Source organism: Cryomorphaceae bacterium 1068, from assembly GCA_027214385.1.
Taxonomy (GTDB): Bacteria; Bacteroidota; Bacteroidia; order Flavobacteriales_D; family Cryomorphaceae; genus JAKVAV01.
Genome location: JAPVXR010000008.1, coordinates 41,059 through 58,673 on the forward strand (window position 1 = coordinate 41,059; position 17,615 = coordinate 58,673).

General features: G+C 43.3%; 16 protein-coding genes. 8 read left to right on the forward strand and 8 right to left on the reverse strand.

What is annotated here, in order from left to right:
- Positions 1 to 116: 116 nt before the first annotated feature.
- Positions 117 to 1,052 (reverse strand): pyridoxal-phosphate dependent enzyme, encoded by a 936-nt coding sequence (locus tag O3Q51_11090; protein ID MCZ4409361.1) that lies wholly within the window; start codon positions 1,050 to 1,052, stop codon positions 117 to 119.
- Positions 1,053 to 1,071: 19 nt separating this feature from the next.
- Between O3Q51_11090 and O3Q51_11095 the strand changes: the two genes are divergently transcribed.
- Together O3Q51_11095 and O3Q51_11100 are read left to right on the forward strand one after the other, a co-directional pair.
- Positions 1,072 to 1,695, forward strand: a complete 624-nt coding sequence (locus tag O3Q51_11095) for a ribonuclease HII (GenBank protein MCZ4409362.1) — start codon at positions 1,072 to 1,074, stop codon at positions 1,693 to 1,695.
- 90 nt (positions 1,696 to 1,785) lie between these two features.
- Positions 1,786 to 4,521, forward strand: a complete 2,736-nt coding sequence (locus O3Q51_11100) for a hypothetical protein (protein MCZ4409363.1) — start codon at positions 1,786 to 1,788, stop codon at positions 4,519 to 4,521.
- Here the strand turns inward: O3Q51_11100 and efp are convergent.
- The 6 genes from efp to O3Q51_11130 are packed head-to-tail and all read right to left on the reverse strand — an operon-like array spanning position 4,518 to position 10,251.
- A complete protein-coding gene (gene efp, locus O3Q51_11105) occupies positions 4,518 to 5,084 on the reverse strand; it encodes an elongation factor P (GenBank protein MCZ4409364.1) in 567 nt (188 codons plus the stop codon). The genes O3Q51_11100 and efp overlap by 4 nt on opposite strands.
- A 30-nt stretch (positions 5,085 to 5,114) precedes the next feature.
- Positions 5,115 to 5,744, reverse strand: coding sequence for an ATP-binding cassette domain-containing protein (locus O3Q51_11110; protein ID MCZ4409365.1), 630 nt, complete (start codon positions 5,742 to 5,744; stop codon positions 5,115 to 5,117).
- Entirely contained in the window at positions 5,737 to 6,519 is a 783-nt protein-coding gene (lpxA, locus tag O3Q51_11115) for an acyl-ACP--UDP-N-acetylglucosamine O-acyltransferase (GenBank protein MCZ4409366.1), read from the reverse strand. The genes O3Q51_11110 and lpxA overlap by 8 nt, the downstream gene beginning before the upstream one ends.
- Positions 6,516 to 7,916: a bifunctional UDP-3-O-[3-hydroxymyristoyl] N-acetylglucosamine deacetylase/3-hydroxyacyl-ACP dehydratase gene (locus tag O3Q51_11120; protein ID MCZ4409367.1), complete on the reverse strand. Its 1,401-nt coding sequence runs from the start codon at positions 7,914 to 7,916 to the stop codon at positions 6,516 to 6,518. Before O3Q51_11120 ends, lpxA begins: the two co-directional genes overlap by 4 nt.
- Positions 7,913 to 8,965: a UDP-3-O-(3-hydroxymyristoyl)glucosamine N-acyltransferase gene (lpxD, locus tag O3Q51_11125; protein MCZ4409368.1), complete on the reverse strand. Its 1,053-nt coding sequence runs from the start codon at positions 8,963 to 8,965 to the stop codon at positions 7,913 to 7,915. The genes O3Q51_11120 and lpxD overlap by 4 nt, the downstream gene beginning before the upstream one ends.
- A gap of 17 nt (positions 8,966 to 8,982) precedes the next feature.
- Positions 8,983 to 10,251 (reverse strand): HD domain-containing protein, encoded by a 1,269-nt coding sequence (locus O3Q51_11130; protein ID MCZ4409369.1) that lies wholly within the window; start codon positions 10,249 to 10,251, stop codon positions 8,983 to 8,985.
- Positions 10,252 to 10,357: 106 nt separating this feature from the next.
- Here O3Q51_11130 and O3Q51_11135 point away from each other — a divergent pair, with 106 nt between their 5' ends.
- The 4 genes from O3Q51_11135 to O3Q51_11150 are packed head-to-tail and all read left to right on the forward strand — an operon-like array spanning position 10,358 to position 13,988.
- On the forward strand, positions 10,358 to 11,905 hold the full coding sequence (locus tag O3Q51_11135; GenBank protein ID MCZ4409370.1) for a bifunctional response regulator/alkaline phosphatase family protein: 1,548 nt from the start codon (positions 10,358 to 10,360) through the stop codon (positions 11,903 to 11,905).
- The gene (gene tsaE, locus O3Q51_11140; protein MCZ4409371.1) at positions 11,902 to 12,324 is read left to right on the forward strand and encodes a tRNA (adenosine(37)-N6)-threonylcarbamoyltransferase complex ATPase subunit type 1 TsaE; all 423 of its coding nucleotides are present in this window, start codon (positions 11,902 to 11,904) and stop codon (positions 12,322 to 12,324) included. Before O3Q51_11135 ends, tsaE begins: the two co-directional genes overlap by 4 nt.
- A gap of 44 nt (positions 12,325 to 12,368) precedes the next feature.
- Positions 12,369 to 13,589: an alanine dehydrogenase gene (locus O3Q51_11145; GenBank protein MCZ4409372.1), complete on the forward strand. Its 1,221-nt coding sequence runs from the start codon at positions 12,369 to 12,371 to the stop codon at positions 13,587 to 13,589.
- Complete coding sequence (locus tag O3Q51_11150) at positions 13,590 to 13,988, forward strand: hypothetical protein (GenBank protein ID MCZ4409373.1); 399 nt, start codon at positions 13,590 to 13,592, stop codon at positions 13,986 to 13,988.
- On the opposite strand, the gene O3Q51_11155 is transcribed toward O3Q51_11150, so the two are convergent.
- A complete protein-coding gene (locus O3Q51_11155; protein ID MCZ4409374.1) occupies positions 13,985 to 15,049 on the reverse strand; it encodes a proline dehydrogenase family protein in 1,065 nt (354 codons plus the stop codon). The genes O3Q51_11150 and O3Q51_11155 overlap by 4 nt on opposite strands.
- 201 nt (positions 15,050 to 15,250) lie before the next feature.
- Between O3Q51_11155 and aroB the strand changes: the two genes are divergently transcribed.
- Both aroB and O3Q51_11165 read left to right on the forward strand, forming a co-directional pair.
- Positions 15,251 to 16,345 carry a 3-dehydroquinate synthase gene (gene aroB / locus O3Q51_11160; protein MCZ4409375.1) on the forward strand — a complete coding sequence of 365 codons (1,095 nt, stop codon included), beginning with the start codon at positions 15,251 to 15,253 and terminating at the stop codon, positions 16,343 to 16,345.
- A complete protein-coding gene (locus O3Q51_11165) occupies positions 16,345 to 17,580 on the forward strand; it encodes a 3-phosphoshikimate 1-carboxyvinyltransferase (protein MCZ4409376.1) in 1,236 nt (411 codons plus the stop codon). Before aroB ends, O3Q51_11165 begins: the two co-directional genes overlap by 1 nt.
- Positions 17,581 to 17,615: the final 35 nt, after the last annotated feature.

Sequence of the window (17,615 nt, forward strand, 5' to 3'; positions counted from 1 at the left end):
ATCAACAAGGTTTTTGACGAGTATTTAAACAAGTTTTCCAAAGTTATCGGTACTTACAGGGTACAATGGACTCTCTTACTTGCACTTATTCACAGAGAGCTGTTGAATTAACAATTCTAGTAAATTTTTATTGCTTCCCGCTCTTCCATAGCAGGGATTCCCTGCATGCCTCCGCTGTGAATAAGTAACCAATTTTCAGTTTTTAAAAGATCGATTTTTTTTGCAAAATCGAACATTGCGAAACCTGTCTTTGCGGTGTAAACCGGATCAAGTTTAACGCCTGTTTCTTCTGCGAAATTGCGCATGAAGTGGATCAATTCGGGCTTAATCTTGGCGTAGCCTCCGAAATGAGAGTCGGTAATCAAGTGAATTTTAGCGAGGATGTCTTCTTCGGTTTCAAGGTCATTAAAAGTTTTTTTCACGTAATATTTGACCGTTTCAATGAGGAAATCACCTCCTTTCAATGCTGAAACGCCGTAAATCTCAGCTCTGGCTTTATTTGCTAAAGCCATGCCGCTTAAGGTAGTTGCAGTGCCGCAAGCCACAAAAATTCTGTCGTAATCCTTTGTCAATTCCGACATGATTTCGCTGCACCCTTGAACACCGTAATGATTCTGACCTCCTTGAGGAATAAGGTAAAACGGACCAAAATGATGCCGAAGGGATTCGATATAATCACGATCTTCAATTTCCCGAAATTCTGATCGACTCACTCTGTGAATCTCCATTCCGTTCTCTCGTGCTTTCCTTAAGGTGGGATTATTTAAGTCGACTTCTTCACCTCTGATAATTCCAATAGAACGGAGTCCGTGCAATTGAGCGGCGGCGGCAGTAGCTGCAATGTGATTGGAATGTGCTCCGCCAAAAGTTAAGATCGTTTTCCTGTCGCTTTGCAAGGCATTATCAATATTCCATTTCAGTTTGCGCCATTTATTTCCTGATACTTCATCGTGTATCAAGTCGTCCCTCTTGATAGTAAGGCGAATGCCCTTTTCATTCAGAAATGCAGAGGGTACATCTTGTTCGGCTGATGGAAGCTGAAAAGTTTTCATTGCGACAAAGGTAGTTTCAATGCTTTATCTTCGCTTCGTGGCAAGGTTAAAATCTTTCTTTCAAAAAGGTCAAATTGAGGCCGGGTGCGACGAAGCCGGGCGAGGGTGTTTAGCCGGGCCGGTGGTAGCTGCAGCCGTGATTCTTCCCAAAAGATGGAATCATTCGCTTCTGAATGACTCCAAAAAGTTGACGGAGAGCCAAAGAATGAAGGTGAGAGAAGCCATCTTAAAAGAGGTTGAATACCAATCTGTAGGGGTGTGTAGCCACGAGGAAATTGACGAAATCAATATCTTAAATGCATCTTTTTTGGCGATGCATAGAGCCTTAGATGGTTTGCCAAAACTGCCTGATTGCATATTAGTGGATGGAAACCGCTTTAATCCTTATCAATCGATCAATCATTTTTGCATTATCAAAGGTGACGGCATCTACAAGAGTATTGCAGCCGCATCGGTTTTGGCCAAAACACATCGAGATGCCTTGATGATAGACTTGCATCGTGAGCATCCTGAGTACGGATGGGATCGCAATAAGGGCTACCCAACAAAAAGCCATCGATTGGCTATTGCAGAGATTGGGGCCTCACAATACCATCGCATGTCTTTTGCACTGCTACCAAGGGAGGTAAGAAAAGCTACATAACTACTGTTCACATTTACCTGTTTAAAGGGGGAGTGATAATATCGAATCATTGCATAAAGCCTACTTAACTTTACACCAAATGCTGTATTTGTGCTGAGAAAAATCTTAAACGTTTTAATATTGGGCGGACTTGTCGCTATTGCCTTCTACTGGTTTTATCGAGATTTTGAGAAGCCTCTAGCAGATGATTTTGATACCTTATCAGCTATACCACAAACTGCTGCTGTAATTTTTGAATCTCAGGATTTAACTGAGGTATGGCGTGATCTCTCTTCCAAGAGTTTGGTCTGGAGTGAATTACAAGCAACTGACTACTTTTTCCGTTTGAATGATTTGGGGCAGATTTTGGATAGCTTGATCAGAAGTGATTCCAAATTACGCGGACTCTTGGCCTCAAAACCGATAGCTGTTTCTGCTCATATGACGGGAGGTCAGGAGTACGGTTTTCTATTTGCCATGCAGCTGGATTTGGACATTGCTCAAAATGAAGTTCACAAGGCATTGGAGAGCACTTTTCGGACCACGGAATTCGAGTCAAGGGTGTATGACGGAGAGAACGTCAACTCCTTCTTATCGCCATTTTTTGATGGAAGGATGTTTTATTTTATCAAGAATGAACTTCTGGTATTTAGCCTCTCTGAAGTGCTGGCAGAGGAGTCCGTGAGAACCTTGGTTCAGAATGCTTCTGTTCTTGGTCAAAAACAATTTAATGCTGTGAGAGAGACCATTGATGATGGCGCAAGAGCTCATTTGTACCTGAACTACGAACAGTTCAAACCCATCATAAGTCAGTACGCTTCCTCACAAAGTCAACAAGTCGACTTTTTTAATCAGCCTTTTGCGGATTGGTCGGCACTCGATTTTTCAATTGAGAACGATGCGATTTACCTGAATGGATTCGTAGTTGCCAGCGATAGCTCTCGAGCTTGGCTGGATGCATTTTCTTCACAAGAGCCACCTAGGATTGAGCTTTTCAAGTTTCTCCCGTCAAATACGGCATACTTTGCCTTTTTGGGGTATGGAGATTACAGCGCATACCGAATAGAGAAACGGAAAAAACTTGAAAAAAACGGGAGCTTATTCAAGCATGACAGCTCAATTCAAAAGTTTAATACGGCTTGTAATTGCGATGCCGAAAATCTTGGAGCTTCTTGGATTGAAGGGCAAGCCATTGCTTTTATTACAGAACCTTCTTCCAAAGAATACGATCAAAATATGTTTGCCATTTTCGAGCCGAACGATTCCGAAAGTGCCGAAGAGATGTTGAAGGAGTTTGCCACCGCAATGGATGACTTGGAGGAATCAGAGTTTGAAAAGAAGAAATACTTTAGACTTCCTGTTGGCGATTTTTACGGAACTGCGGTAGGAAGCGCCTTCGGCGGCCTGGTAGATCCATATGTGGTGAGACTTGAAGATGCCATAGTTATGGCCAACTCTGAGAATGCCATCAGAAATTACCTTTCCACCATTCAGTCAGGTCGCTCCTTTCTTGAGACGGAAGAATACGACGATTTACGTGAGCATCTTTTTACGGATGCCCATTTCATTTTGTACAGCTCGCTGGCTAAAAGTCCTTCGATATTTGGGAATATCCTGGATGAGAAATTTGCCGGAAATATTGAAAGCCAAACCGAGGTATTGCGAAACTTCAAATCATTCGCTTATCAGATCAGTCATTCTACAGGCGACCTGTTTTACAACAACATTTACCTCAAGCAGGGTTCTGATTACAAAAAGGAGACAGGGACACTGTGGGAAGTGAAACTGAAGGCGGAAGTCAAAGGGAAAACACACTTGGTCAAGAACCACTATACAGGCGTTTTGGAAACCGTGGTTCAAGATATGAACAATAGGATCTACCTGATCTCCAGTAATGGGAAGGTCGTTTGGGAAACAACTTTGGATGGTCCGATTCAGGGAAGTATAAAGCAAGTGGACGTTTACAAGAACAAGAAACTCCAAATGCTTTTCAACACCCCCAATAGAGTGTATTTGCTCGATCGGAATGGAAACGCAGTCGAGTCATTTCCTGTGGAGTTAAAATCTCCTGCCACAGCAGAAGTAAGTGTTGCGGATTACGACAATAGTCGTGATTACAGAATTTTTATTCCGACAGAGACCGAAAGGATTCTGTGCTTTGATTCTTATGGCAAAACTGTTGAAGGATGGAATTATACCGGGGGCTCGGGCGAGGCCATTCTTCCCGTTGAACACTTGAGAATTAAGAGGAAAGACTACCTATTTACCTTGACTCAAGGTGGAGATATTTTGCTTCTGAATAGAAAAGGAGAGCCCCGACATAAGGTTTCTCAAAAAGCTGAGGGCTTTGTCATGGGCGGCTATAAGCTCGATATTGGTTCGAAAATCACCAATTCCTCACTGTACTTTGCCGATTCGTTAGGGACGGCATTCAGGCTCGGGTTTGGCGATAGTCTGGAGAAACTGCAGCCGCGACCCCAAAACTCTTCTTCCTATTTCTTTGCTAAAGTTGATGTAGACGAGTTTATGGATTTCGGTTTTCTCTACAATCAGTCCTTTGCTGCGTTTAGCTTTCAGGGTGACATCTTATTTGATACCGATCTGCCTCAAAGCAACTTTGATCAAATGGCTATTCATCGATCAGGAAGAAGCAATTTCTTTAGCGTTCTCAATTCTCTTCAAAATCAAGTTTACTTGTTTGATGAAAATGGTCAGGCTATTCCCGGATTTCCCGTGTTCGGATCAACAATCCCTTCTGTGGGAGATATCAACTTGGACGGGTTTGCCAATATGGTAACAACAGGAAAGGACGGCTATGTATACGCCTATTCTATAGAGCAGGATTAATCCTTAACTCGCTCGTTGTACTCTCCTTTCCTGGTATCAACTTTGATTTTATCTCCGATGTCGATGAAAAGTGGTACGCGAATTTCAGCGCCTGTATCAATTGTAGCGGGCTTCATGGTATTCGTTGCCGTATCTCCTTTTACTCCCGGCTCAGTGTAGGTAACTGTGGCTTCAATAAAAGATGGAAGCTCAACTGATAAAGGAGTCTCGTCATCGGCATTGAAGATAACCGTCACAACCATTTCCTCCTGCAGATACTCAGGCTGCTCCAACATGTGCTTATTTAAGAAGATTTGCTCGAACGTATCGGTATGCATGAAATGATATCCATTCTCCTCTTCGTACAGGTACTGGTAAGGTCTGTGCTCAATTCTAACCGGATCAATACTATGCCCTGCAGAAAAGGTGTGATCTACTACTTTTCCGTTTTCGAGATTTTTAAGCTTCGTCCGAACGAAAGCAGGACCTTTTCCAGGTTTTACGTGTTGAAATTCTACGATGAAGAACAATTTGCCATTGTGTCGGATGCAAAGTCCGTTTCTTATATCAGAGGTATTCGCCATTTGTCTTGTATTTGAGCCAAAAATAGAAAATTAGATAGGCTTGAATTTCTCAATTTCAATTTTTTCATCACAAAAGAAGTATTCGTCCTCTTGTTGATTCGAAGCTACGAGTATTATTCTGTCCATTCGGAATTCTTCAATAGTGCTTCGGTACCAATCAATTGCTTTTCGGTCCAGATTGCTCGTAGGCTCATCAAAGTAGATGGCTTTTACATCGCTCATCATTGCTAAACCGATTCTAACGCGCTGCTTCATACCGGATGAAAAGTATTTGACGGGCTTATCAGCAGCACTTTTGAGATCTATTAGTTCCGAGAAATCAGCTATTGAAATTTTCGGAAGAGCTGGCTTTAGTGAAAAATGAAACTTGGCTAATTCTTCGAGTGTGAGCTCTTCATAGAGCTCCAAGTATGGCGCGCATATGCTGAAATACTTGTATGCTTCTGATTGTTTTATGTTTTTGCCGTCAAATTGATAGGCGATTTCTCCCGAGCTGAGAGGGGCGTAGCCAAAAACAGATCTGAGCGCCGTGCTTTTTCCCGATCCGTTTCCACCTAAAATAACCGTTGCACTTCCCGATCGAAATGTCGCGCTGAGATTCTTAAAAATCCACTCGCTGTTGTAGCGCTTTCCGGCTTTCTTGAGATCAATCTCAAACATCTTGAAGTCCCTTCATAATTCCCTTGTCGGAAGAGCGTATGAAGGAGATAATTTGTTTTACCTCGTCAATTTCAGGTACTTGTTCTTCTACCATTTCAATACCGCGACTCAAATTGCGGTTTTGAATGTAGATTAAGCGGTAAGTGTCTTGGATTGCACTGATGACCTTTTCGTCAAAGCCTCGTCGCTGTAGTCCTATAGAATTAACTCCTGCGTAAGACAGTGGCTCCCGAGCTGCTTTAACAAATGGAGGCACATTTTTTCGAACCAGCGATCCGCCTGCAATAAAGCTGTGCGCGCCAATGGTGATAAATTGTTGTACGGCTACGACGCCTTCCAAGATGGCATAGTCTTCAATAGTGACATGGCCTGCAATGTTGGCCGAATTCGCTAAAATGCAATTGTTTCCAACGATGACATCGTGGCCGAGATGTGTGTAAGCCATGAGAAGGGAGTTGTTTCCAACTACCGTTTTACCTCTGTCTACCGTTCCTCGATTGATAGTGCAACACTCTCGGATGGTCGTGTTGTCGCCAATTTCCGTAGTGGTGATCTCGCCCTTGTATTTTAAGTCCTGTGGGCGAGCAGAAATAACAGCTCCCGGAAAGATTTCACAATTCTTTCCAATTCTGGCGCCATCCATTATGGTAACATTGGAATGAATGATTGTTCCGTCACCTATTTCAACATCTCCATGAATCGCAGTAAACGGATTGATCTGCACGTTCTCGCCAATGCGAGCGTCAGGGTGAATACTTGTCAATTCGTGAATCATTTGTCTTTGATAATCTGAGCCATAAGTTCTCCTTCACTCACCACTTGGCCGTTGACGTAAGCTGTTCCCTTCATTTGAACAATTCCTCTTCGTATGGGAGAGGTGAGCTTTAGGTGAAATACTACAGTGTCTCCCGGGCCTACTTTGCGTTTGAACTTTACAGCATCGATTTTCATAAAATAAGTGCTCCACCTTTCGGGCTCATCGACATTGTGCAATGCCAAAACACCACCCGCTTGAGCCATGGCTTCTATTTGAAGTACGCCAGGCATCACGGGGTTTCCAGGGAAATGCCCTTGAAAGAAGGGTTCATTGATCGTCACATTCTTAACTCCAACTACTGCGTTCTCATCGAGATCCGTGATCTTATCGATCAGTAAGAAAGGATAACGGTGAGGTAGAATTCCCATGATTTGATTTACATCATACACGGGAGTTTTGGTGATGTCAAATTCAGGTCCTTTTTTCTTTTCCTCTTTGATGAGGTTTTTAATGATTTTGCCGAAAGAAACATTTCCCGCATGACCTGGTCTGGCAGCGAGAATATGACCTTGAATGGGTTTGCCGACCAAGGCTAAATCACCAACTATATCCAGCAGTTTGTGCCGTGCAGGCTCATTTTCAAATTGAAGTTTGATCGTATTCAAGACACCGATTCCTTCAACTTTTACATCCAGGTCTTCTTTGCCAAGCATTCGAGCTATTTCCTGATACTCTTCTTGGGTGCGTTCTTGCTCTACCAGCACGATTGCATTATCAAGATCGCCTCCTTTGATGAGGTTGTTTTTTGCCAAAAACTCCAATTCTCTCAAAAACACGAATGTGCGGCAGGATGCTATTTCTTTTTGGAATTCACCGATCTCGTACATCGAAGCGTGTTGCGTACCGAGTACAGGTGAATTATAGTCCACCATTACAGTGATTCGAAATTCACTGCCCGGAGTCGGAACGGCTAGCATTTCTACATAACCCTTTTCATCCTCGTAGTAGAGATTTTCCTTTAAGGTGAAATAGTCTTTTTCGGCCTCCTGATCTACAATTCCTACGCGCTGTATGCCTTCTACGAAAGCTTTGGCACTCCCATCCATGATGGGAACTTCAGCTCCGTTTAGTTCAATCAAAGCATTGTCAATTTCACTTCCGTAGAGCGCCGCTAAGACATGTTCCGTGGTGTTTACGAGTACATCATCTTTCCCGATGGTAGTACCTCGATTAGTTGAAACAACATGGTCGAGATCTGCTTTGATTGTTGGCTGCCCTTCTACGTCTACCCGTTTAAAAGCATAGCCGTGATTATCGGGTGCAGGATGGATGGTCATCTCAACCTTTTCTCCTGTATGTAGTCCTATTCCTTTGAACTCGAGTTTGCCAGCAAGGGTCTTTTGCTTAGTGCTCATTCGTGGGTTGTTGCTTTGAGGTTTTTCATTTCTTCTTTTAGTGCCTTGATTTCTTTCATCAAGTCCGGAAGGTTCTTAAATCCGATATAAGATCGTTTAAAGTCACCGATTCCGATAGCAGGTGAGCCTTGGATAATCTTTCCTTCCTCTTTGATGCTGGTGGCTATTCCGCTTTGAGCGGCAATCTTAACACCATCAGCGATGATCAAATGACCCACAATTCCAACTTGGCCGCCGATCATGCAGTTCTTTCCAATTTTGGTAGATCCGGCAATTCCGGTTTGAGCGGCAATTACAGTATTCTCGCCTATCTCCACATTGTGAGCTATTTGGATGAGGTTATCAATTTTTGCTCCTTTTCGGACAATGGTATGCCCAAGAGTAGCTCTGTCTATCGTTGTGCCGGCACCGATTTCTACATGATCTTCAATGATCACATTTCCTATCTGCGCTACTTTTTGGTAGTTGTTTTCACTGTTTGGCGCAAAGCCGAATCCATCTCCGCCGATAATCACTCCCGAATGGATCACGCAATGTGAACCTAATTCGCAATCAGCTAAAATTCTTGCAGCAGGATGAATCAATGTGCTTTCGCCTAAGCGAGCATTTTGACCTATGTAAGCTTGAGGAAAAATCTTTGTTCCATCTCCGATTTTTGCACCTGACTCCACCACTACACCATGACCGATGTAAACATCTTTTCCTATTGTGGCAGTGGGATCGATAAAGGCATTTTCAGAAATACCTTTTCTGTCGTACTTAAATTCGTTGTAAAGTTCGAGAAGCTTCGCAAAACTCCTGTAAGCATCATCGACCTTTACCAAAGTAAGCCCTTCGGGTAAATTTTTCTCAGGTTCAAAGTCTTTGGAAACGATCACCAGAGAGGCTTTCGTGGTGTAGATAAACTCCTTGTAAGCAGGATTAGCAAGAAAAGAAAGCGTGTCTTTTTTGCCATCGTCGATTTTACTCAATCCTGATACTTCTGCGTTAATATCTCCAACAACTTCTCCTTCAAGAAGTTGGGCAATTTGTGAGGCCGAAAATTTCATCGGATCAAATATATAAATTAACCTCTTAGCTTTTTCTCTACAGACTTTAAGCAGAAGAGTACGTTCTTTTTCACTGTTTTTGTCTGTGCTATCAGCGCTCGATTGTCTGAGGCTTCTGCCAAATCTATGATGTTACCACTCTTTTGAAGAATCAAAATGCGATTGGATTCATTGTCGTAAGCACTGTTTACCAATTCATCTACCTCCAGATAATAATGAATCTCATCTGCTTCGATCTCGAGATGGTCCAAAGTTGCTCTTTTTAGCGCTTTAATATATTCGGGATCAAAAGGTTCATTGCTTAGTTTTACCCGAAACAGCTTACGATTGATCAATCTTTGGCACAAGTCTGATAGAATTAAGTCTTCACTTTCACTCCAAACTTTGATCGCTCCCATGATGTCGTAATCATCGAGTTTTACAAAGTTATTAATCACCTCAGGGTTGTTTTTAAAATCATCGACTCCGTAGTCTTTATCAAGAAAAAACTTCAGCGCAGGAGAAGCAAAAATCGCTTTGCCTTTTTTGGACGATTCCTTGGCTCTGCTCAAAATATTGATTAGCAGCTTCTCTGCCGAGACCACTGTTTTGTGCAAATAGACTTGCCAGTACATTAGCCTTCTGGCCACAATAAATTTCTCGATGGAGTAGATTCCTTTCTCTTCTACTACCAAACGATCATCTACTACATCGAGCATCTTGATGATTCGCTGATTGCTGACTACCCCTTCCGAAACCCCTGTAAAGAAGCTATCTCTAGATAGGTAATCGAGTCGATCCATGTCAAGCTGACTGCTTACCAGCTGATGAAGAAAGTGTTTTGGGTAGAGGTCACGAAAAATCTCAATCCCCGTTGATAAAGCTCCGTCGAAATAGTCATTGAGCTTTTCCATCAGTAGGCTGGAAATGTGCTCATGCGTCACGTTTTTCACCAAACTGAACTCAAGGCTATGCGAGTACGGACCATGCCCGATGTCATGAAGCAAAATAGCCACCATAGCTCCTTGGGCTTCTTTATCGGTAATTTCAACGCCTTTATCACGCAGCGATAAAATGGCTTCACGCATTAAGTGCATAGCGCCCAAGGCATGATGGAATCTGGTATGATTCGCCCCTGGGTAAACTAAGTGCGACATTCCCACCTGTTTGATTCTTCTGAGTCTCTGAAAATAAGGGTGCTCTACGATATCGTGTAGGAGAGGATCTGAAACCGTAATGAATCCATAAACAGGATCATTCAGAATTTTTCGTTTGCCGGGATTTGAATCGCGATCTTTGTCGCTCATGGATTAATACTGCTTGTGCACACTAAAAGCGGTGCGTTTTTTGTTTATTAGATCAAATGTAAAGCAAATTGGCTGAAGCCAATAAAATCAAAACCTGCAACACTATATGTCTTCAAGAATACTCTGGGCCGATGATGAAATCGAATTGCTCAAACCTCACGTTTTATTTCTTCGAGAAAAGGGATACGACGTAACCACGGTAAATAGCGGTTCTGATGCCGTGGATATGGTTCAAGAACAAAATTTTGATATCATTTTTCTAGATGAAAATATGCCTGGTATGTCGGGGCTTGAAGCCTTGAGCGAAATAAAAGCCTCTAAACCTTCCATTCCTGTGGTGATGATCACCAAAAGTGAAGAGGAGTCGATAATGGAAGATGCGATCGGATCAAAAATATCTGACTACCTCATTAAGCCGGTCAACCCAAACCAGATTTTGCTTTCGCTAAAAAAGAATCTGGACAACAAGAAATTGATCAACGAAAAAACCACCAGCAACTATCAGATGGCTTTTCGAAATATCGGGATGACTCTGGGAGATCGACTCAGCATCGAAGAGTGGAAAGAGGTATATAAGAAATTGGTTTTTTGGGAACTAGAGCTAGAGAGTGGGAGTGACGGAGTGATGGAAGAAGTTCTTACCATGCAAAAAACCGAAGCCAATCGTTCTTTTGGAAAGTTTGTGATGGACAATTATTTAGACTGGTTGGATGAAAACTCCAATGAAGCTCCTATCATGTCTCACACAGCGTTTAAGGAATACGTCGTTCCCGAAATAGATGAGTCTCCACTTTTCTTGATCTTAATTGATAACCTTCGGTACGATCAATGGAAGACAATCGAGCCCGCCATAACAGAGTTCTTTCACGTGGATAAAGAGGATATTTATTTCAGCATCTTGCCTACGGCTACGCAGTATTCGAGAAATGCATTTTTTGCAGGATTGATGCCTGGTGATATTCAGAAAATCTATCCGAATCTTTGGAAAAACGACGAAGATGACGGAGGGAAAAACCTACACGAAGAGGAGCTTCTGGGAAATCAACTAAAGCGCTTGGGTAAAGACGTCAAATACAGTTACAATAAGATAACGAAGCATGAATACGGTCGAAAGTTGGCGGATAATATGTCTAACCTGATGAATAATCAGCTGAACGTAATTGTCTACAACTTTGTCGACATGCTCTCACATGCCCGAACCGATATGGAGGTGATTCGCGAACTAGTAGAAGATGATTCTGCCTACCGCTCGCTTACCATGAGTTGGTTTGAGCATTCTCCCCTGCGAGATATCATGCGTGCTATCGCCGAAAAGGGCGGGAGAATGGTCATTACAACCGATCATGGTACCATCCAGGTAAACGATGATGTCAAGGTAGTTGGAGATAGAAATACCAGCACAAACCTTCGCTACAAGCATGGGCGAAATTTGAATTACAACGACAAGAATGTCTTTGCCGTTGCAAGGCCAGAAGATGCACGTTTGCCAAAAAGCAATATGAGTTCGAGTTATATCTTTGCCCGCGAAAGACAGTATTTCGTGTATCCCAATAACTACAATCACTTTCAGCGATTTTATCGGGATACGCTCCAGCACGGAGGAATTTCCCTGGAGGAGATGCTAATTCCTATCGTATCGCTAAGTGCAAAATGACAAAATACATCGCTCGTTCACTAAAGGATTTACCGACCATTGCGGACCAATTGATTACAGAGGCAGGAGAGCATAGACTCTTTGCCTTCTATGGAAAGATGGGAGCTGGAAAAACCACTTTGATCAACTCGATTTTGGAAGTTTTGGGCGTGGAAGAAAGTGGAAGTAGTCCTACTTTTTCCCTCGTGAATGAGTATCAAGGAAGAGTAGGCGAGCCCGTTTACCACTTTGATTTCTATCGGATAGAAAATATTGACGAGGTCTACGACATCGGATACGAAGATTATTTTTTTAGTACCAACTATTGTTTCATTGAATGGCCCGAAAAGGTGGAGGAATTGCTCCCTGAGGATGTGGTTAAAGTTCAAATAAGAGTAGAAGGTGGTCACCGCGAGATACTGCTTGATGTCGACAATTGAACCAATTTTCGTACTTTCAGGATTGCAAGGAAATCAATAGCTGAATGATTAGTTCCAAAGAAGCTCTGAGAGCATTGGCCCAAGAGGTATCTCTGCAGCCACAAGAAGAAATGCTGGAAGTAGGCAGACGCCAAAAACGTTTGCAGATCGGTTTACCTCGGGAAACATCCTATCAAGAAAATCGAGTCGGGTTAGTTCCTGATTCCGTGGCAGTTTTGGTGGCCAATGGTCACGAAGTAGTGGTGGAAACCAATGCAGGTAAAAATGCCGACTTTCAAGACAGGGCTTACAGCGAAGCAGGTGCGAAAATAGCCTATGACCGAAAAGAGGTTTTTGAATGTGATCTTGTTCTGAAAGTCGCTCCTCCAAGCACGGAAGAGATTGCTATGATGAACCAGAAGAGCACTCTGTTTTCTGCCTTGCAGCTGAGCGTCCAGCCTAGAGACACCCTGAAAAAATTAATGGCCAAGAGAATTTCTGCAGTAGCATGGGATTACATTCAGGATAAAGATGGAATCTATCCGATCGTCCGAGCTATGGGCGAAATTGCCGGAAACATGGCCGTAATTATTGCCGCCGAATACTTGAGCAGTGGTAGTAAAGGACAAGGCCTACTTTTGGGAAATGTTTCGGGTGTGGCCCCTGCCGAAGTGGTGATCATTGGAGCAGGTACCGTAGCCGAACACGCGTGTCGGGCGGCCCTCGGATTTGGAGCCCTTGTGAAAGTATTCGACTTTTCCACGTATCGATTGCGCCGCTTGCAAAATGACGTAGGCTCGAGAATATTTACCTCAGTAATTCAAACCGAAGAACTGCGTAGGGCCTTAAGCACTGCGGATGTAGCTATTGGTGCCATTCGTGGAAACGAAGGCCGCACCCCAACCGTCGTTACCGATGAAATGGTGTCGCAAATGAAATCGGGATCGGTCATAGTTGATATTTCAATCGATCGTGGAGGGTGCTTTGAGACGTCGAAAGTGACCAATCACACTAATCCGATTTACAGGAAGTACGATGTGATTCACTACTGCGTGCCCAATATTGCTTCCGATGTTTGCAAAACTGCCTCGATGGCTTTGAGCAATATCTTTACTCCGCTTTTGCTTAATATGGGCGAGCAAGGCGGTTGCGCCAGCTTAATTAAAAAGGACCGAGGCTTCAGACATGGAGTTTATCTCTACAACGGAACGCTCACGAACGAATCCTTGGGTCAGGCGTTTAATCTTCCCTACAAAGACATTGACTTACTTTTTGCGGCTTTCTAAATGAAATTTACCAAACGCCTTCGCCTCTTCCTAACGGGATTTTTATTGGGTAGTATTCTCGTTGTTTTCTTTTTTCACGATCGACTTTCGGTACTGACCTCCTGGTTGCCAAATAATCGAGTGCTCTTTCGAATCGAGAATACACTTGATGGTGCGACTGAGCACGCGAAATGTCAAATGGACTGCCTTCAAGTGGATACAGTCATGATCAATTATACCTTCAAAGAGGGGGATGTTCAGTTTGGGATGAGTGAAACACATGCCGATCCCAAAGTGTATGTGGTTGATACCCGTTATGAAGACCGTTTGGTCAGGTTATCGTTTGAAACAGCAGACAGCTCTGCAATACTAACAGAGGTCATACTTCCTTTTGAGACAGTGGAGTGCAATTGCCCTTAACCCTTTTTCCTTCTTTTGATCTCCCTCGAAATGAGATTTAGCTCTCTCCCGGTCTGACCTTGAACGGAAGTGTTCTCTTCAGCTCGACGAATGAGATAAGGCATCACGTCTTTTACGGGGCCATAAGGAACATACTTGGCGACATTATACCTGGCCTTACTCAAATTGAAGCTGATGTGATCGCTCATACCATATAATTGAGCAAAGAAGATTCGCTCATCATTGCGGTCTAATTCGAGTCTATCCATTTCTTGAGCCAGCAAAAGGGAGCTGTCTTCGTTGTGTGTTCCCGCGCAGAAATAAACGTTACTTAAGTGGTTAAGGCAAAATTGCATTGCGGCATCATAGTCGCGATCAGTAGCATCCTTGTTTGGTTGAATAGGGGAGGCATAGCCCTTCTCTTCGGCTCTCATGCGCTCTTTTTCCATATAGGCACCACGCACCAATTTTACTCCGTAGAAAAAATCATTTTCCTCTGCTTGGGCTTGTGCTATCACCAAATGCGCCATTCTATCGTGACGGTACATCTGCAGAGTATTGTAGACAATGGCTTTCTGCTTATTGTACTTGGCCATCATTTCCATGGCTAGATTGTCAATGGCATCTTGGATCCAAGATTCCTCAGCGTCAATGAAGATTGGAGTATCAGCAGAGACCGCACGCTTGCAAAGTGCATCAACCCGACCCTTTAGTTTTTCGTATTCGGCAGATTCTGTTTTAGTAAGATCTTTTTCTGCTGAAACTTTTTCTAGAAGTGTATTTCTGCAGAGTCCACTTACTTTGAAAACACAAAACGGAATATGTGGATTTTTATCAGCGGTTTCAACCGTTCTCAAAATTTCTTTGTACCCTGCTTCAAACTCATCTTCTTCGTTTTTACCTTCTACCGAGTAATCGAGAATTGTCCCGATATTATAGGCATCCAGGATTTTTGTCGTGTCCGCGCATTCCTCAATATTTTCTCCACCGCAAAACTGATGAAAGATGGTATTCTTGATGATTCCTTTTATTGGGAGGTGGAGCTTCAAAGCCCAAATGGAAGTAAATTTTCCAACTACCATAAGACTCTGACTAGCTACGACCCGAAACAGGAAGTATGCTTTTTTTAGGTCATTGTTTGATTTGCTTGCAAAAGCAATTTGCGTGTCATTAAATGACAATTTCTCAGCTTGTGGCGGAAACTCAGATTTCGGGACACTAGTTTTGTTTGTCGGTTCCATTTTCAAAAAGCAATCCTATATTCGCCTGAAGCTTTAAAATTCATGTCAAAAGTAGAAATCAAACGTATTAAGACAGACGGCCACGAAGTAGTTTTTGGCCGACATTGCCTCGCTGAGATGGCGGAGCTTCTGTCTGACGAATCGTACCGTGAAGTGAAAGTATTCATTTTAGCAGACGAAAATACGCTAAGGAATTGCTTGCCCGAAATGATTTCTAAAATTCCTCTTCTCGAAGGTGCTGAAGTGATTGAAATCGAATCAGGTGAGGAGAGTAAATCATTCGAAGTTGTCGCCCGTATATGGGAAGTACTCACTGAATTGGGAGCAGATCGTAGCAGCGTGATGATCAATCTTGGCGGCGGAGTGATTACAGACTTAGGCGGATTTATAGCTGGTACTTTCAAGCGGGGTATTCGTTTTATCAATATTCCCACATCACTTTTGGCCATGGTCGATGCCTCAATAGGAGGAAAGACCGGTATCAATCATTCAGGACTCAAGAATGAAGTCGGGCTCTTTAACAATCCGCAAGGAGTTTATGTTGACCCCACTTTTCTCACCACCTTGCCCAAAGCTCACGTGCTAAGTGGCTTTGCTGAGATGGTAAAACACGCCCTGATCTTTTCACCTGGTTATTGGAAAGAATTGCAAGAAGTAAGCTTACTCGACTTGCCTTCTTTGGATGATAGCATCTACCGATCTATCGAAATAAAAAATCAAATTGCAAGTAGCGATCCATACGAATCAGGGAGGCGTAAGATTCTGAACTTCGGCCATACGATTGGTCATGCTTTGGAGGCTTACTCGCACGAAAGCGATACCAAAACGCTTCTTCATGGAGAGGCGATTGCCATCGGAATGGTATGTGAAGCGTACATTTCTCACAAGTTGGAGCGTCTTTCTGAGGAACAATTGAAAGAAATATCATCTTTCGTGTTCAGCCTTTTTCCGAAAGTGAACTTGGAGGCATTTACATTTCATCGCTTGATAGAAATCATGCGCCACGACAAGAAAAACCGCGACGAACGGATCAATTTCACACTCTTGCCCGAAATCGGTGATGCTGTTTTCGATCGAAATGGGCAGGCTGATATGGTTGTGGACTCTCTAAACTATTACCAAAGATGGGTGGGTTGATGATCAGTTTAGAAAGAGATACCACACCCGATTCCATTGTTGAAATTAATTTACCTGCTTCGAAAAGTATCAGTAATCGAGCGCTCATCATTCAGTATTTGGCAGAAGCCGATATAAGAGTTGAGAATCTTTCTGAAGCTGACGATACCGTATATCTCAATGATGCTTTGCGGAACGGTGGCGATGAATTGTGGATGGGCGATGCCGGTACGGCATCAAGATTTTCCATTGCCTATGCAGCTGTAAAGTCAGGCAGGCGAACAATCAGAGGAAGCGAGCGCTTAAGCCAGCGCCCCATGAAGCCGCTCATTGATGCCTTGCGAAGTTTAGGTGCAAATATTGTCTGCCTCGAAAAGGAGGGGTACTTGCCCGTTGAAATCATCGGCCAAGAAATACCAGGTGGCGAAGTTGAAATAGAAGCAAGTGTCAGCAGTCAGTTTATTTCTGCTTTAATGTTGATCGGGCCTCAATTGACTAAAGGTCTGGTTATTAAATTCAGAGGAAAACCCACTTCTTTGCCCTACTTGGCCATAACCGAAGAGGTTATGAAAATGTGTGGTGCTGAGGTTAGAATCGGAGAAGATTCGATCGTAGTTGGGCCAAGAAAGTATGTCAGCGCCATTGTTCACGTTGAGCCTGATTGGTCAGCTGCATCGTATTTTTTTTCGGCGGTCGCACTCAATCCTCAGCTGAAAGTATTGCTCAAAGGCCTGAATTCACAGGCCATTCAGGGCGATGCGAATTTGGTTGATCTTTACGAGCCCTTAGGTGTGGAGCCCACTTTTAATCAATCCGGTCTGCTCCTTGAGCATTCTGACAAAGCGACACCTCCACTCACCACTGATCTGCAAGACAACCCTGATTTGGCGCAAACCATCGCTGCTACCTATGCAGGACTCAATAAAGAGGTTTTGCTGACAGGCTTGCATACACTCAAGGTGAAAGAGACCGATCGCTTAAGGGCTATGGTCAACGAATTGAGTAGAATGGGAGTAAGGTCGGAAGCAACGGATGACTCTCTTATTGTGAAAGCGGGACACGAATTATTGTCCGATAAATTCATTCATACTTATGGAGATCACCGGATGGCCATGGCTTTTGCACCGTTGGTCTTCATGACCAAGTTGAGCTTAGAGGATCCCCTCGTTGTCGCCAAGTCCTTTCCTGATTTTTTTGCTCAGTTTTCGAAGTTGGGTGTCAAGACCAAAGTGACTGGATCGAAATTCGATTGGTAAATTTCAGGATTAGTGTTTTCTTTACACTAACCAAC

Bases quoted from the DNA above. Each gene is read 5' to 3' on its own strand.
- O3Q51_11090 (MCZ4409361.1), bottom strand. From the start codon at position 1,052: ATGAAAACTTTTCAGCTTCCATCAGCCGAACAAGATGTACCCTCTGCA.
- O3Q51_11095 (MCZ4409362.1), top strand. From the start codon at position 1,072: ATGCTTTATCTTCGCTTCGTGGCAAGGTTAAAATCTTTCTTTCAAAAA.
- efp (MCZ4409364.1), bottom strand. From the start codon at position 5,084: ATGGCGAATACCTCTGATATAAGAAACGGACTTTGCATCCGACACAAT.
- O3Q51_11110 (MCZ4409365.1), bottom strand. From the start codon at position 5,744: ATGTTTGAGATTGATCTCAAGAAAGCCGGAAAGCGCTACAACAGCGAG.
- lpxA (MCZ4409366.1), bottom strand. From the start codon at position 6,519: ATGATTCACGAATTGACAAGTATTCACCCTGACGCTCGCATTGGCGAG.
- O3Q51_11120 (MCZ4409367.1), bottom strand. From the start codon at position 7,916: ATGAGCACTAAGCAAAAGACCCTTGCTGGCAAACTCGAGTTCAAAGGA.
- lpxD (MCZ4409368.1), bottom strand. From the start codon at position 8,965: ATGAAATTTTCGGCCTCACAAATTGCCCAACTTCTTGAAGGAGAAGTT.
- O3Q51_11130 (MCZ4409369.1), bottom strand. From the start codon at position 10,251: ATGAGCGACAAAGATCGCGATTCAAATCCCGGCAAACGAAAAATTCTG.
- O3Q51_11135 (MCZ4409370.1), top strand. From the start codon at position 10,358: ATGTCTTCAAGAATACTCTGGGCCGATGATGAAATCGAATTGCTCAAA.
- tsaE (MCZ4409371.1), top strand. From the start codon at position 11,902: ATGACAAAATACATCGCTCGTTCACTAAAGGATTTACCGACCATTGCG.
- O3Q51_11145 (MCZ4409372.1), top strand. From the start codon at position 12,369: ATGATTAGTTCCAAAGAAGCTCTGAGAGCATTGGCCCAAGAGGTATCT.
- O3Q51_11150 (MCZ4409373.1), top strand. From the start codon at position 13,590: ATGAAATTTACCAAACGCCTTCGCCTCTTCCTAACGGGATTTTTATTG.
- O3Q51_11155 (MCZ4409374.1), bottom strand. From the start codon at position 15,049: ATGGTAGTTGGAAAATTTACTTCCATTTGGGCTTTGAAGCTCCACCTC.
- aroB (MCZ4409375.1), top strand. From the start codon at position 15,251: ATGTCAAAAGTAGAAATCAAACGTATTAAGACAGACGGCCACGAAGTA.
- O3Q51_11165 (MCZ4409376.1), top strand. From the start codon at position 16,345: ATGATCAGTTTAGAAAGAGATACCACACCCGATTCCATTGTTGAAATT.